The sequence below is a fragment of the Wolbachia endosymbiont (group A) of Pherbina coryleti genome (assembly GCF_964026875.1).
In the GTDB taxonomy this organism is placed as follows: Bacteria; Pseudomonadota; Alphaproteobacteria; order Rickettsiales; family Anaplasmataceae; genus Wolbachia; species Wolbachia pipientis.
In genome coordinates, this window is sequence record NZ_OZ034706.1 from 1,078,601 (window position 1) to 1,093,132 (window position 14,532).

A 14,532-nucleotide genomic window follows, 5' to 3' on the forward strand; every position below is an offset into this window, starting at 1 on the left:
AGGTGTAGGTTTAGGTTAATTTATTACTTAGAGGCAAAAAAATGAGCTCTATAATGGAATTTTTTAGTGTTTTTTGTGTAGTATTGCTTTTCTCTTTCTCAGGTTATGCAGCTGACCCTGATATGGATGACACAACTAAAGTAATATGCAATATTATTGGTTATGTTTGGGGGATAGGCGGTCCACTTATGACGGTAGTAATAATTGGTGCAGCTTTGCTTGCAATATTTGGCAGGATGCCGTGGCCAGCCCTCTTTGCTCTTGGCATGTTCTGTGGTGTATTTTTTGGCGCTAAAACTATCATAACGAAAATTATGCCCAACGTAAGCGATGAAGCAAAAACTATGTTGGAAAAGTGTGGACAAAAATAATCCAAAAAGTGCAGAAATGCTTTTTTGTTATCCATTAAACCGCTTCATATCTTCAACTTGCAACAAATAAGGGCTATCTTTTGGTAAAGTTTTAACAGCTAGCTCAGCATATTTTGTAAATTGCTTTAAATCACCTTCAATACAAGCCTTTTTTGTCAAGGCAAAATAATGCATTGCCGTATCAGCTTCACATTTATATGCAATGCTTAAATACTTCCAGACAAAAGCGTTATCTGGTTCTACATTCAAAATCTGCTCCAGGTAAAAAATCCCCTTTTTTGCATCACCGTGTAATAATAAAGTATGAGATAATGCAAGTTTCACTAAATAACTGTTTTTCTCAGATAAATACCTAAGCGATTCCTCATACATTTTTATTGCTTCACTTAAATTTCCGGCCTTGTATAGCATTTCTGCTTTTAATTCATATAGGTATGGGTCATTGCGTGACTCTTGAATCAATGAATTAACTTTAGCAATAGCCTCTTCTATCTTTCCTTGCCTATAGCAAACTATAGCATTTACATACTCAGAATTATTTTCATATTTATTAGATAACACATGAATAGGAGCAAAGAAAGAGTCTAGCTTGGCAACCACACGCTCAAACTTTAGTAACTTATCCGCAAAAATTGGTTTTACGTTGTTTTTAACCTTATAATTTTGTACAGCAAATATACGTTTCTCACTAAGTGGGTGAGTGCGGAAATATTCCTCGGTGTTCTCATGCTCAATACTTTTAAAATAATCAAAAATCTCTTTCATACCTGAATTATCATAGCCAGATTCATCAAGATACCTTAAAGCATAGCTATCTGCTACACTTTCTTGCTCTTGAGAATAGTTAAAAAATAGCCTTGAACTAAACGCTACACCACTAAGCAAAATTGCACCAGCAACCTGAGGGTTAATGATAATACTAGAAACTAATCCTACCATATAACTAATCATTGCTATCGATTGAAAATAACCCATAGCACTACTCATTTGCAATATATGACCAGCAGATATGTGAGCAATCTCATGTGCTAATATACCAAGCAGGAAATAAGGTTTAGCCGAATATTGTAAAAGTCCTAAATGAATGAAAATACTGTTATTGTTAATTACAAAAGCATTAATCGAATTGTCATTAATTATAAAAACTTTTATTTGCTCATGATCAATATCCGCAGCAGAAAATAAAGGTTGCGCTAGCTCTTTCACTATTGCTTCCACTTCACTATCTCTAATAATGTTAATAGAGTAAGCATTATTACAATATGCAAAAAAGAACAATAAGGTCAAAAACTTAGCAACTCTAAACATGAAAATTCTGTGCTTGTATAATTTATAGAAATTCTATATTTTAACACTTAAATTATACAAATTTATAAACGCTAGTTTAAATTTTTAACGTAACTGATAAGTTTGTCGATGGTAGTTAACTTAATTTTATGTTGTTCAGCAAATTTAAGTAACTGAGGTAAGCGCATCATAGAGCCATCATCATTCACTAATTCACAAATAACTGCTGAATGATCAAACCCTACTAACTTCGCCATTTCAACACTCGCTTCAGTATGACCAGCACGTTGTGCCACCCCACCTTTATGTGCAATTACAGGAAAAACATGACCTGGAGTTATGATGTCATCCTGAGTACCATCCTTGTTGATAGCAGCATGTATAGTTTTCGTTCTATCCTCTGCTGAAACACCGGTTGTAATGCCATAACGTGCATCAATTGATGTAGTAAATGCGGTATGATTTTCACCAATATTTTTCTTCTCCATGAAATTAAGGCCCAACCTTTTCATGTGAAATTTAGTCATTGCTAAGCAAACAACCCCTGTACCGTACCTAACCATAAAAGCCATATGTTCCGGCTTTATTTTCTCAGCTAAGACAATCAAATCGCCTTCATTTTCTCTATTTTCATCATCAACTAAAATGAATAATTTACCGGAACGAGCATCCTCTAATACATCTTCCACAGAAGAAATACCTGGTAGACTCATTGAAGCATAAGTGGCCTGTACCATAATAATTTACTTAAATTCAATCTTAACTATTTTATACAATTTCTCTCCATTTGGCACTGTCACTTCCACATATTCACCGACTTTTTTGCCGATTAAGGCACTCCCAAGTGGTGAACTAGTAGATATTAACTGCTTTGAAACATCAGCTTCATATTCGCCTACAACCTTATAAACATATTCCACTTCACCGTTATTATCACTTAACATGCTTAATGTCACAGTTGCACCAAACATTACTGAATCACCAGACAAATTTTTTACTTCTATTACTTCCGCATGTGAGAGCTTACTTTCTATCTCCATTATACGGCCTTCAATAAAACCTAACCTTTCCCGTGCTGCATGATACTCTGCGTTTTCAGACAAATCACCTTGATCACGAGCATCAGAAATAGCCTGTATCACAGAAGGTTTTTCTTCCTTTAATTTTTCAAGTTCGGCTTGCATATTCTCAAAACCTTCCCTCGTCATAGGAAATTTATTAATAATGGATGAAGCCATAATCACCACCTAAACGCAATTAAATTGAGTAACGAAATTACTCACAATGTTAAAAATATCACCTTTTATATCATCACTCATGTCATTTGACAACTTTTTTAAAACCCCAGGGTGTACAGTATGAAAATAATTAATAAGATCATGTTCAAATTTATTAATGTAACTTATTTGTATTTTACTTAACTGATTATATAGGTTAGAAAAAATATACATCAGCACTACTTGCTCTTCTATTGACATAGGTAAATGTTGTTTTTGCTTTAATAACTCGACAAGATATTTACCCTTATTCAAGGATAATTGAACACTAGCATCAAGATCAGAACCAAATTTTGCAAAATCTTCTAATTCTCTATACTGAGCTAAGCTTAGCTTTATAGAACCAGCAACTTTCTTCACAGACTTTAGTTGTGCAGCAGAACCAACCCGTGAAACTGACAAACCTATATTTACTGCAGGTCGAAATCCTTTATAAAATAATTCAGACTCAAGAAAGATCTGCCCATCGGTAATTGAAATAACATTTGTTGGCACATATGCAGATACATCACCAGCTTGAGTTTCGACAATTGGCAAAGCAGTTAAAGAACCCTGCCCTTTTTTATCAGACATTTTAGCAGCTCTTTCAAGCAAGCGAGAATGTACATAGAATATATCTCCAGGGTAAGCTTCACGACCAGGAGGACGTCTGAGCAATAAAGACATCTGCCTATATGCCACAGCATGCTTAGATAAATCATCATATATAATCAAACAATGCATTCCATTGTCACGGAAAAATTCCCCAATAGTGCAACCAGCATAAGGTGCTAAAAATTGCATAGGCGCGCAGTCAGATGCACTAGCCACAACTACAGTTGTATACTCTAATGCTCCGCTTTCTTTCAGCTTATTTACCACTTTTGCTACTGTTGAAATTTTTTGCCCAATAGCAACATAAACACAGTAAACTTTTTGATTTTCGTTTACCTCATCGTTAATCTTCTTCTGATTGATAATAGTATCAAGCGCAATAGTAGTTTTACCAATTTGTCTATCACCAATAATTAATTCACGCTGCCCTCTACCTATTGGAATTAGCAAATCTATAATTTTAATTCCTGTTTGCAGTGGCTCATGCACAGACTTACGATCAATAATGCCTGGCGCTTTAGATTCTATATCCATTCTGTTTTTGGCTCTAATTTCCCCACCGTCGTCCATAGGATGGCCCAACGCATTTACAACTCTCCCTAACAATTCATGCCCTACAGGCACCTGCACAACATCACCACTACATTTTACAACGTCCCCTTCTTTCACATCACGGTCATTACCAAGCACAACTATTCCAGCCGTATCATGATCTAAATCGAGAACTATTCCTTCTACACCACTTGCAAAAAATACCTTTTCACCGAATTTTGCTTTTTCCAGCCCATAAACCAATGCGATACCATCTGTTACTGAAATTACTTCACCTATATTTTCCCGCTTTATAGGATTATCAAACGTCTCAACCTTTTCTCTTATTATACTTGCTATCTCAGAAACATTCATACTGTTCTTCATACAAAATTCCTTACTTTTAATATTTCCATTTTACTTAAGTCAACTAACCTATCCAAGTAACTTTTTAGCGAAGCATCGATCAAATTAAAACCATACCTAACTACGAAGCCACCTAGTATAGAAGGGTCAACCACATTGCTTACTTTTATTATTTTACCAAGAAAGCTCAAAGATTCAGTAATTATTTTTATATCAGATTCCTTTAAAGTTTCTGCTGACTTTATAGTAATTTCGAATTCATTTTCATTTTCTCTTGCAAGACTTAAGAATTTTTCTAATATAAGGATCAATAAACTAGAGCGTTTATTTGCAAATATAACCATAATAAACTTTACTAAATTCTCACTCAAGTGCTCATTTATAGAAAGCATCACTTCTTTTTTGTGTGCAAAAGAAATCATAGGATGAGATAGGTACACAAAAACATCACGTTGATCCTTAAAAAAAGCCAACAAAAATTCTACTTCTTTCCTTATAATACCTAACCTGCTTCCTGAGACATGAAATAGCACTCTAGCGTAAGATGAAACTAAATTATTGTATTGGGTCTTTTTCATATTAAATCCAGTAAATCTAAATTAATTCAGCTACAAATCTTTCATTCTTCAATCCAAGCATTTTTTATATAAACAGGTCTTCTCTTTAAGGAAAGAAAATATAAATCATATCTGACTGAATAATCTAAAAAACTAAGGTTTTTACTTAAGAAATACTTAGAAGAATTTATAATAGACTGACATTGAAGATGAGATATCGGTATTTCTTTTCCAAGTAAACTTGTTTTAACTTCTATAAAAATCAGCTCCTTTTTTTTAGATACAATTAAGTCAATTTCACCGAACTTACAACGGTAACGGCGTTTTATAACATTATACCATTTCAGTTTTAAATATACTAAAACTAATAACTCGCCAAAGTAACCTACAAAGTAGCGTAACCTACTTACCACAAGAAGAACAATTATGATAACAATTAACTTTGTGTAACTACTTTGCCTCCTTCTTTATTTTTACTATAAACCTTACCTCTTGCTGCAATATCCCTATCAACCAGTTCTATCACTGCCATTGAAGCGCAATCACCCTTTCGAGTGCTAAATTTTATTATTCTAGAATACCCACCTTTACGATCTTGATAACGGCTGGCTAAGACGTTTAATAACTTATCAACTGCTAACTTACTATTATGAAGGCGTGAAAGCAAAAGTCTTCTACCATGTAAAGTATTCTTATTCTTAGCAATTGTAATAAACTTTTCGACATATGGACGAAGTTCCTTAGCTTTTGGTAAAGTAGTTACAATCTGCTCATGGTTAATTAATGAGATAGATAGATTCTTTAACGTCGATAATCTATGTTCAGTACAACGAGATAGTTTACGTTTTTTTATTCCATGTTTCATATATCACCTAATCTTCATCAGTATGTTGTTTAGCCAACTCATCTATATCCTTAGGTGGCCAGTTTAGCACATTCATACCCAAAGACAAGCCAAAATTAGTCAAAACTGCCTTAATCTCATTCAAAGACTTTCTGCCAAAATTAGCAGTTCTTAACATTTCACCTTCTGTCTTTTGCACAAGATCACCTATATAAGTGATGTTTTCGTTTTTCAGACAGTTATGAGACCTGACAGATAATTCCATTTCATCTACCTTACGCAATAAGACAGGGTCATAACCCAAATCTTTAGCACCACTAGACGAAGAAACCTGCGATTTTTTATAACTTACATCAGAACTAATAAAGGGCTGAAGTTGCTCCTGTAATATTCTTGCAGCAGAGTCAACAGCTTGACTCGGAGAAATTGTACCATCAGTTTCAATTGACAATATCAGCTTATCCTTATCAGTCACTTGGCCAACACGACTGTTCTCTACCCTGTACGAAACCCTGTTGACAGGGCTATACAAAGCATTAACTGGAATAAAACCAATTAAATCCTGTTCACTCATAAGCTTCAAAAGTTCGTTTTCTTTATACTTAATTACAGGAAGATAACCTTTTCCGCTAGCCACATATATGGTCATGTTAAGCTCTACATTTTGCCCCAGCGTACATATTAATAAATCCTTATTAACAATAGAGCATTGATCATCAGTTTCTATCATCCCAGCTAATACCTGGCAAGGCCCTTTAGCGTTTAAATTTAAGCATTTATTAGAAGCACCATTTAATTTACACCTCAACATGCCCATATTTAACACTATATCAGTTACATCTTCTCTCACCCCTTGAATTGAAGTAAACTCATGAGTTACACCTTCAATTTTTATTCCATAAACAGCACTACCTTTAAGAGAAGATAACATTACACGTCTTAATGCATTACCTAATGTTAAAGCAAAACCACTTTCCAACGGTTCTAGCACTATATCACTTTTTTCACTTGAATCATCTGATATTACCTTAACTGAACTAGGTTTAATCAATTTATCTAAATTGCTACAGAGAGACACATCATTATTATAATACATAAAACAACCTTTTCAAATATCCTATACTCTTCTTTTTTTTCTTAACCTGCACCCATTATGAGGAATTGCGGTTTTATCTGCAATTGAAGTCACAGTCAACCCACAGCTCTGAAGTGCTTTAACCGCAGCTTCGGTACCAAAGCCAGGACCACGAATTATTACAGAGACAACCTTCATACCAAATCTCTCTATTGCATTCTTCGCAGCAGCCTCCGCAGCCTTACCTGCAGCATAAGGTGTGGATTTTCTCGAACCTGAAAAACCACATGCACCCACAGAAGTTTGACATAGCGTATTACCATGAACATCAGTTACATTTACAAAAGTATTATTAAAAGTTGCACGAATATGGACAACACCAGTAATAAACTCCTTCTTACTCTTACCAACCGTTTTGACTTTTTTCATTAAAACTCACAATAATAATAAATTTTATTTTTTCCCAGCAATAGGCAACCGAGATCTACCTTTACGAGTCTTAGCATTAGTATGAGTCCTTTGCCCTCTCACAGGTAAACCTTTTCTATGTCTCACCCCTCTATAGCATCCCATTTCCACTAAAGATTTTATGTTCATAGCCACTTCTTTTCTGAGCTCACCTTCTATAACATAATTTTGTCTAATGAAACTGCTGATCTTTTCTATATCTTCATCTCGTAATTCTGAAACACGTTTGCGCTTATCAACTTCGCAAGCGTGACAAATTACATTCGCAGTAGCAATACCTATACCATATATATAAGTTAATGCAAAAGGAACACATTTCCTCACTGGAATATTTATGCCTGCAATACGTGCCACTGGTACCTCGATACTTTATTAATAACAACTCTTAATTTATACCATAAAACAACTCAGAGTCAAACCAAATTACAAGAAATTTTACTTTCAATCTCTTGCGTTACCTCATCAACACTCAAATTAGCGTCAATTGTTAATAATTTGCCTTTATAATACTCGCGTAAACCTTTCATTTGAAGGTGATATTCACTTATTCTCTTATTAATTGCAGACATATCAGCATCATCAATTCTTTTCTCTAACCTCGTACTTTTACATTTAGCACAAGTAGTACTCTTAAAAGAAGATACACTATATATGCTTTTACAGTCCAAACACGCGAGACGATTTTTTAACCTATCGATTGCAATATTATCGTCAAGCTGCAGCTCAACTACAATGTCAACATCCCTATTATATTTTTCTTGCAAAACTTGAGTCAAAAAATGAGCCTGGTTTAAATTTCTCGGAAAACCATCTAATAAGCAATTATCATCCACTAATGCAAGCTGGTCACGTAATAATCCACATATAATTTCATCTTGAATTAAATTACCAGATTCCACGGTACCCTTTATTTTTTTACCTAACTCACTACTGCTAGATATAATATTCCTTAATAAATCCCCTACTGAAATTAATTTTAAATTATATTTTGCTATTAACAAGCTTGACTGAGTACCTTTACCAGAACCTGGAGGACCAAAAATCGTAATGATCATCTTACTTTCCTCGTTTTAGACTCATATTTCTTTATCCAGTTGTCGTACCTATTTGAAAAAATATAAGATTGTATTTGCATAATAGTATCAGTAATAACGTTCACTATAATCAGTAAGCTCGTCCCACCAAAAATAAATGGTATATCATAATAATATCTCATAACTTCAGGTACAGTACATATGACTACCAAATACGCAGAGCCAATGAATGTCAACTTAAAAACTATATCTTGAAGGTAATCAGAAGTATGTTTCCCAGGCCTTCTACCAGGTATAAAACCACCATTTTTTTTAAGAAAATCTGCGTTTTCCTCTGGATTAAATATAAAATTGGTATAGAAAAAATTAAAAAATACTATCAGCACCAAATAGGCTACAATATATACTACTTTATTTGCCATAAAGTAATTCAAAATAAAATCAGAAAAAGCGTGCCCCTTATAGAAATTTGCAATTGAAATAGGTGTCAATAAAATTGCATTAGCAAAAATGGTTGGTACTACACCAGATAAATTAATCTTCAATGGAATATAAGTAAAATCGTCATTATGTAATCTTTTAAATTGCTTTTTAGGATGTTGAACAATAACCTTTCTATAAGAAGACTCTACAAAAATGACTAAGAGTAGCAGCAAAAAAAACAATACCAAAACAAAAAGGATAATAAATAACGATACGCTACCGTTTTTATTTAACGTTAACAAAGATGACAAAGCGCTGTGTAACTCTGATATTATACCCGTGAAAATGATTAATGAGATACCATTGCCTATACCGCTAGCGCTGATTCGTTCACCAAGCCATATTAAAAGCATAGTTCCACCTAAAAGGCTGAAAACACCTATTGTACGAAACATAACACCAGGTTCGATTACAACCAATACCCCTTCCCTATTCATCCCTTCCAATCCAACCAAAATTGGAATTGATTGAAATACACAAATTACTATGGTCAGATAGCGTATATAAGAATTCATCTTTCTACGGCCTGACTCTCCATCATTCTTAACTTCCTTCATTCCTTTAATCGCAGAAGAAAGTAACTGAATAATGATAGAAGCCATTATATATGGCATAACGTTCAATGCTAGAATTGTCATTCTAGCCAATGCACCACCAGAAAATAAATTAAATACTCCAAAAACGCCTGAGCCATCTTTGGGAAATATATCATTAATTACATCAAGATTAATTCCAGGAATAGGCACATAAGTACCCAAGCGATAGCAAATTAAAGCTATTAGCGTAAAAAATATACGCTTTAATAAATCGCCTTTATATAACAACGTAGGATCCAAGCTATTAAATGCTGATTTATTGCCCATGACTTACGATAGTATTTCCACACTACCACCAACTGAAGCTACAGATTTTTTTGCAGCTTCTGACGCAAAATCAACATGAAACACAAATTTTTCGCTCAACTTACCTTTATTAAGAAGTTTAATTTTATCCTTAATAGACTTTATAAAACCTAATTTATACAGCCTCTCCTTATCTATAACAGAGTCTTTCACTATTTTTTTAGCTTCCATTAAGCGCTGTATATCGCCAACATTAATTATAGAGTATATGCTCCTACGTATAGGCTTAAAACCTCTTTTAGGCAAACGAGTATATATAGACTGTTGTCCACCCTCAAAACCATTTATAGAAACTCCACTTCTAGCCTTCTGCCCTTTATGCCCTCTACCGGATGTTTTACCTTTACCACAACCGATACCTCTACCCAGCAACTTAGGCTTCTTTTTCTTAGATAATTTAGTAAATATAGAGTTTAATTTTACAGCATTATTCATACTTTACCTGTTTCCAACTATCTCGCTAATCTTTTTGCCTCTTTTGCTTGCTACCTGACGAGGAGATAACATACTATCAAAAGCCTTAAACACCGCACATATAACGTTATGAGGATTATTTGATCTAGTGGATTTAGCTACCACATCCTTTATACCTAACACCTCAAAAACTGATCTAATCGCTCCACCAGCAATAATACCTGTTCCGGCTCTTGCGGTTCTTAAAACTATCTCACCAGAACAAAATTTAGCTTTAATATCATGATGCAAAGTTCTACCTTCACGCAAGTACACTCTAATCATTGATTTCTTTGCAGCATTTACAGCTTTGACTCTTGCTTCAGCAACTTCTGCGTGCTTACCTATTCCACACCCTACCCTACCCTTCTCATCGCCAACAACAACCAAAATTGAAAATGAAAATCTTCTACCACCTTTGGTAACCGTTGTCACTCTTCGTACCGAAACTAAAAGCTCTGATAAATCATTATTATTTTGTAAATTCTTTATAGCCATATTCAAAACCTTCTAAAATTCAAATCCAGAACTTCTTAAAGCCTCAGCAAATTGAGAAACTAATCCTGTGTATTTATACGCTCCACGATCAAACGTAAGCTGCTGCTCTAATTTCATGCCAGACAGACGCTCAACCATTAAAGAAGAAACCTGTTTTATAGTTTCAGCGTTGACTTTCCCTTTACATACATCCTTAATTTTAGCATCCAAAGTAGAAGCTGAAGTGAGAGTTATTCCTTTTACATCATTAATTAACTGGACATAAAAATGCCTATTAGATTTAAATATGGATATACGTAAACGTTCAGCGCTCTTGTCAAGCTTCGCTCTATTACGTAACTTCCTTTTTTCAGAATTACTTAAAAAATTATACGATCTTTTCATTTTTATTACTTCTTTTTACTTACAACCTTACGCAGCATAAATTTGCCTTTTATTACAACACCCTTACCTTTATAAGGATCATATTTTCTAATTTTGCATATATCAGACGCCACCATATAGACCTTCTGCTTATCCATACCACTAACTACTAAGTGAGTTGGCTTTATGCACTTAATCTCAATATCTTTAGGCACTTTATATTTAACATTATGGCTATAACCAAGATATAAAGTCAAATACTTACCATCACACTCTGCCTTATATCCCACACCGTTAATCTCAAGATTAACAGAAAAACCATCAACCATGCCGTTAATGATATTATTAATATTACTCCTATAAGTGCCCCACATAGGCTTTATTTTATCATAATTATCTTTATCTTGATCAACAGAAAGCAATAGCTGATTATCAATAATCTGACACACAACATCCCTGATCAAGCTAACTTCCTTTTCAGCCTTAGCACTCTTTATTAACATACTACCATTATTATATTCAACTGAAACACCAGCAGGAATATTGATAGGAGCAGCACCTATACGAGACATGAATTTCTCCTATTATTTAAAACACACGACACAAAACTTCTCCACCAACCTTTAACTTATGTGCATTATAATCAGTCATCACTCCTTTGGGTGTCGATATAATAAAAATACCAAGACCATTATATGCTTTAGAAATGTCCTTATACTTAGAATAACGACGACAACCAGGCTTTGACACCCTAACTATGTCACTAATTACAGGTAACTTCTCATAATACTTCAATTTTACAATGAAAGAAGGTAAATTACCTACAACTTGCTTTTCATAATCAAGGATATACCCTTCCTCTTTTAAAATCTCCAATATAGAAGAATTCATCTTAGAAAATAGTACCCTTGTTGCTCTATGCATTGCCAATTGAGCATTACGTATCCTTGTTAAAAAATCACCAATACTATCAGATAACGCCACAATATACTCCTTATATTATATTTACCAACTAGACTTTGTAACTCCTGGAACTTGCCCAAAAGAACATAAATCACGCAAAACAATTCTACATAAACCAAATTTTCTATATACTCCTCTTGGTCTCCCAGTTAAAGCACACCTATTTCTAATTTTGGTTTTAGAAGAATTTCTAGGCAATTTTTTAATTAATTTATTTTGAGCTGTAAACCTTTCTACAATAGACAAATTCTTATTATTTATTATAGATTTCAATTTTTCTCTTTTTTCTTTATATTGATCGCACAACTTTATTCTGCGAAGATTTCTTTCTATCATAGATTTTTTTGCCATATATTTCTCCTCTCAATTAATCAAAAAAAGGAAATTTAAGAGCCAGTAATAATTCCTTTGCTTCCTTATCACTAACTGCACTTGTTATAATATTAATATCCATACCTCTAATTTTACTTATTTTATCATAGTCTATTTCTAAAAACGAGATATGTTCCTTTATACCAAAGGAAAAATTACCATTACCGTCAAATTGCTTCACACTAAATCCTCTAAAATCTTTTTCCCTTGGCAAAGCAATATATATCAATCTTTCTAAAAACTCATACATTTTATCTCTACGCAAAGTTACTTTGCAACCTACTGTAGCACCTTTTCTGATCTTGAAGCCAGAAATAGATTTTTTTGCAAAAGTTGATAAAGGCTTCTGCCCAGCAATCAAATATAGGCTATCAAGTGGTTCATTTATTGCTTTACTATCTGTAGCAGCATCTCCAACGCCCATATTGATACACACCTTGACAAGTTTAGGCACTTGCATTATATTGCCGTAATTAAACTTATCCTTCAAGGACTTTACTATGCTATCTTTATACAATTCTTTAAACATATCAACCTAATCTATCACTTCTCCAGAAACTTTTGCAAAACGCACTTTTCTACCGTCTATAACCTTAAACCCCACTCTAGTTGGAGTTTTATATTTAGGGTCCAATGTTGCAACGTTGGATATATCAATAGCTAACTCTTTATTTAATATACCACCACTACTACCAGCTTTTGGTTTAGTATGTCTCTTATGCACATTCACTCCAGAAACAATTACTTTCTTTTTAGCATCACGTGCTATAACTTTGATTACCTTACCAATTTTTCCCTTATCTTTACCAGTTAAAACTATAACGTCGTCACCACTTTTTATTTTAGCACTCATTATAAAACCTCAACAGCTAATGACATTATCTTCATAAAAGAACCAGATGATAACTTTTTTACCGGACCAAACACCCGAGTGCCAAGTGGTTCACCTTGATCGTTAATCAAAACTACAGCATTGCTAGAAAAACGAATTACAGAACCATCAGATTTTCTAATAGGGCTTTTCACCCTCACCACAACTGCTCTATATACTTTTCCCTTCTCAACTTTCCCTCTTGGAGTAATAGATTTAGTAGATACAATAACTGTGTCACCTATAGATGCAGACTTTCTACCACCCAATAAACCAATACAAAGCACTGCACGCGCGCCAGAATTATCAGCTACTTCCAACAATGTATTTTTTTGAATCATATAAATATCCTATTCAATGTGAGCTATTAACAATAACCCATTTTTTAGTAGTAGAAATAGGCTTGTGTTCTTGTATTAAAACCTTGTCCCCTTCTTTACAACTATTATTCTCATCATGTGCTGTATACTTCTTGTATTTTTTTATAACCTTTTTATACAGCTCATCCTTATACACTTGTAATACCGAAACCTTTACAGTCTTATCACACTTAGCCTTAGTTACAGTACCACAAAAAACCTTTTTAGGCATTCTTTTCCTCTCTTCTTCTTTTATTTAATGTAGTTAAAATACGAGCTATGCTCTTTCTTATTAAGCTAAAACGCGAAATATTGTTGCACTGGCCCAGCTTCTTTTGAAAAACCAAATTAACAAACTCTTTTCTCAAATTCACAAGAATTTCATGCAATTCTTGCGAGGACCTCGATTCAATGTCAGCTATATCCATTGCAACTCCATTTAATTATGATTAGATACAAATTTACACTTCATAGGAAGCTTAGCAGTTGCCTTTTCAAGCGCCAATCTTGCTAAATGCATGGGAACATCACTGCTAATTTCAAACAACATTCTACCGGGCTTAGCTTTAAATACCCAAAACTCAACACTACCTTTCCCTTTACCCATACGCACATCCGCCGGCTTTTTACTAACAGGGGTATCAGGAAAAATTCTTATCCACACTTTACCAGAGCGTTTTAATGTTCTAGATATTACACGCCTTGCAGTTTCAATATGCTTAGATTGAATCCTACCTGCTTCCATAGCCTTTAGACCATAATCTCCAAAAGATAATGTGCTACCACCTTTCGTGTTACCCTTAATTCGTCCTTTAAATACTTTTTTATATTTACTTTTTTTAGGAATAAACATTTCAATATACC

The 14,532-nt window shown here is 33.9% G+C and carries 25 protein-coding genes; 1 reads left to right on the top strand and 24 read right to left on the bottom strand.

The genetic code is table 11. The annotated features are described in order from the left end of the window. Nucleotides 1-41: 41 nt before the first annotated feature. On the top strand, nucleotides 42-371 hold the full coding sequence (locus tag AAGD87_RS05320; protein WP_155968336.1) for a TrbC/VirB2 family protein: 330 nt from the start codon (nucleotides 42-44) through the stop codon (nucleotides 369-371). Nucleotides 372-398: 27 nt separating this feature from the next. Here AAGD87_RS05320 and AAGD87_RS05325 read toward each other — a convergent pair whose 3' ends face one another. From AAGD87_RS05325 to rplP, 24 genes are all read right to left on the bottom strand, one after another. Next, a complete protein-coding gene (locus AAGD87_RS05325) occupies nucleotides 399-1,679 on the bottom strand; it encodes a M48 family metalloprotease (RefSeq protein ID WP_341817465.1) in 1,281 nt (426 codons plus the stop codon). A 71-nt stretch (nucleotides 1,680-1,750) separates the two neighbouring features. Further along, the gene (gene ribB / locus AAGD87_RS05330; protein WP_007549343.1) at nucleotides 1,751-2,395 is read right to left on the bottom strand and encodes a 3,4-dihydroxy-2-butanone-4-phosphate synthase; all 645 of its coding nucleotides are present in this window, start codon (nucleotides 2,393-2,395) and stop codon (nucleotides 1,751-1,753) included. Between the two features lie 6 nt (nucleotides 2,396-2,401). Further along, nucleotides 2,402-2,896 carry a transcription elongation factor GreA gene (greA, locus tag AAGD87_RS05335; RefSeq protein ID WP_007549342.1) on the bottom strand — a complete coding sequence of 165 codons (495 nt, stop codon included), beginning with the start codon at nucleotides 2,894-2,896 and terminating at the stop codon, nucleotides 2,402-2,404. 9 nt (nucleotides 2,897-2,905) lie between these two features. After that, nucleotides 2,906-4,447, bottom strand: coding sequence for a F0F1 ATP synthase subunit alpha (gene atpA, locus AAGD87_RS05340; RefSeq protein ID WP_012673176.1), 1,542 nt, complete (start codon nucleotides 4,445-4,447; stop codon nucleotides 2,906-2,908). Beyond that, nucleotides 4,444-5,004 (bottom strand): ATP synthase F1 subunit delta, encoded by a 561-nt coding sequence (gene atpH / locus AAGD87_RS05345; protein ID WP_010962742.1) that lies wholly within the window; start codon nucleotides 5,002-5,004, stop codon nucleotides 4,444-4,446. Before atpH ends, atpA begins: the two co-directional genes overlap by 4 nt. Before the next feature lie 41 nt (nucleotides 5,005-5,045). Then, nucleotides 5,046-5,396, bottom strand: coding sequence for a YraN family protein (locus tag AAGD87_RS05350; protein ID WP_012673177.1), 351 nt, complete (start codon nucleotides 5,394-5,396; stop codon nucleotides 5,046-5,048). A gap of 23 nt (nucleotides 5,397-5,419) precedes the next feature. Next, nucleotides 5,420-5,848, bottom strand: a complete 429-nt coding sequence (gene rplQ / locus AAGD87_RS05355; RefSeq protein ID WP_007550873.1) for a 50S ribosomal protein L17 — start codon at nucleotides 5,846-5,848, stop codon at nucleotides 5,420-5,422. Between the two features lie 7 nt (nucleotides 5,849-5,855). Then, nucleotides 5,856-6,923 (bottom strand): DNA-directed RNA polymerase subunit alpha, encoded by a 1,068-nt coding sequence (locus tag AAGD87_RS05360; RefSeq protein ID WP_077188176.1) that lies wholly within the window; start codon nucleotides 6,921-6,923, stop codon nucleotides 5,856-5,858. A gap of 21 nt (nucleotides 6,924-6,944) precedes the next feature. Beyond that, a complete protein-coding gene (gene rpsK / locus AAGD87_RS05365; RefSeq protein WP_012673179.1) occupies nucleotides 6,945-7,331 on the bottom strand; it encodes a 30S ribosomal protein S11 in 387 nt (128 codons plus the stop codon). Between the two features lie 24 nt (nucleotides 7,332-7,355). Next, a complete protein-coding gene (gene rpsM, locus AAGD87_RS05370) occupies nucleotides 7,356-7,724 on the bottom strand; it encodes a 30S ribosomal protein S13 (protein WP_007550179.1) in 369 nt (122 codons plus the stop codon). 59 nt (nucleotides 7,725-7,783) lie between these two features. Next, nucleotides 7,784-8,425: an adenylate kinase family protein gene (locus tag AAGD87_RS05375; protein ID WP_007550178.1), complete on the bottom strand. Its 642-nt coding sequence runs from the start codon at nucleotides 8,423-8,425 to the stop codon at nucleotides 7,784-7,786. Beyond that, complete coding sequence (secY, locus tag AAGD87_RS05380; RefSeq protein WP_010962747.1) at nucleotides 8,422-9,750, bottom strand: preprotein translocase subunit SecY; 1,329 nt, start codon at nucleotides 9,748-9,750, stop codon at nucleotides 8,422-8,424. The genes AAGD87_RS05375 and secY overlap by 4 nt, the downstream gene beginning before the upstream one ends. Nucleotides 9,751-9,753: 3 nt before the next feature. Next, nucleotides 9,754-10,224: a 50S ribosomal protein L15 gene (rplO, locus tag AAGD87_RS05385; RefSeq protein WP_006279863.1), complete on the bottom strand. Its 471-nt coding sequence runs from the start codon at nucleotides 10,222-10,224 to the stop codon at nucleotides 9,754-9,756. A gap of 3 nt (nucleotides 10,225-10,227) precedes the next feature. Continuing rightward, nucleotides 10,228-10,740: a 30S ribosomal protein S5 gene (gene rpsE, locus AAGD87_RS05390; RefSeq protein WP_010962748.1), complete on the bottom strand. Its 513-nt coding sequence runs from the start codon at nucleotides 10,738-10,740 to the stop codon at nucleotides 10,228-10,230. Nucleotides 10,741-10,752: 12 nt separating this feature from the next. Further along, nucleotides 10,753-11,124, bottom strand: coding sequence for a 50S ribosomal protein L18 (rplR, locus tag AAGD87_RS05395; protein ID WP_006279867.1), 372 nt, complete (start codon nucleotides 11,122-11,124; stop codon nucleotides 10,753-10,755). A 5-nt stretch (nucleotides 11,125-11,129) separates the two neighbouring features. Then, nucleotides 11,130-11,675, bottom strand: a complete 546-nt coding sequence (gene rplF / locus AAGD87_RS05400) for a 50S ribosomal protein L6 (RefSeq protein ID WP_341817466.1) — start codon at nucleotides 11,673-11,675, stop codon at nucleotides 11,130-11,132. 16 nt (nucleotides 11,676-11,691) lie between these two features. Further along, nucleotides 11,692-12,087 carry a 30S ribosomal protein S8 gene (gene rpsH / locus AAGD87_RS05405; RefSeq protein WP_155968326.1) on the bottom strand — a complete coding sequence of 132 codons (396 nt, stop codon included), beginning with the start codon at nucleotides 12,085-12,087 and terminating at the stop codon, nucleotides 11,692-11,694. Between the two features lie 21 nt (nucleotides 12,088-12,108). After that, on the bottom strand, nucleotides 12,109-12,417 hold the full coding sequence (rpsN, locus tag AAGD87_RS05410) for a 30S ribosomal protein S14 (protein ID WP_064124653.1): 309 nt from the start codon (nucleotides 12,415-12,417) through the stop codon (nucleotides 12,109-12,111). A gap of 16 nt (nucleotides 12,418-12,433) precedes the next feature. Next, complete coding sequence (rplE, locus tag AAGD87_RS05415; RefSeq protein WP_010962750.1) at nucleotides 12,434-12,967, bottom strand: 50S ribosomal protein L5; 534 nt, start codon at nucleotides 12,965-12,967, stop codon at nucleotides 12,434-12,436. A 6-nt stretch (nucleotides 12,968-12,973) separates the two neighbouring features. Further along, nucleotides 12,974-13,291, bottom strand: a complete 318-nt coding sequence (gene rplX, locus AAGD87_RS05420) for a 50S ribosomal protein L24 (RefSeq protein WP_006279347.1) — start codon at nucleotides 13,289-13,291, stop codon at nucleotides 12,974-12,976. After that, nucleotides 13,291-13,650, bottom strand: a complete 360-nt coding sequence (rplN, locus tag AAGD87_RS05425; RefSeq protein ID WP_006279348.1) for a 50S ribosomal protein L14 — start codon at nucleotides 13,648-13,650, stop codon at nucleotides 13,291-13,293. The genes rplX and rplN overlap by 1 nt, the downstream gene beginning before the upstream one ends. Before the next feature lie 13 nt (nucleotides 13,651-13,663). Next, nucleotides 13,664-13,900, bottom strand: coding sequence for a 30S ribosomal protein S17 (gene rpsQ, locus AAGD87_RS05430; RefSeq protein WP_007549925.1), 237 nt, complete (start codon nucleotides 13,898-13,900; stop codon nucleotides 13,664-13,666). Further along, entirely contained in the window at nucleotides 13,893-14,096 is a 204-nt protein-coding gene (gene rpmC / locus AAGD87_RS05435; RefSeq protein WP_006279350.1) for a 50S ribosomal protein L29, read from the bottom strand. The genes rpsQ and rpmC overlap by 8 nt, the downstream gene beginning before the upstream one ends. 11 nt (nucleotides 14,097-14,107) lie before the next feature. Then, nucleotides 14,108-14,521, bottom strand: a complete 414-nt coding sequence (rplP, locus tag AAGD87_RS05440; RefSeq protein WP_010962752.1) for a 50S ribosomal protein L16 — start codon at nucleotides 14,519-14,521, stop codon at nucleotides 14,108-14,110. Between the last annotated feature and the right edge of the window lie 11 nt (nucleotides 14,522-14,532).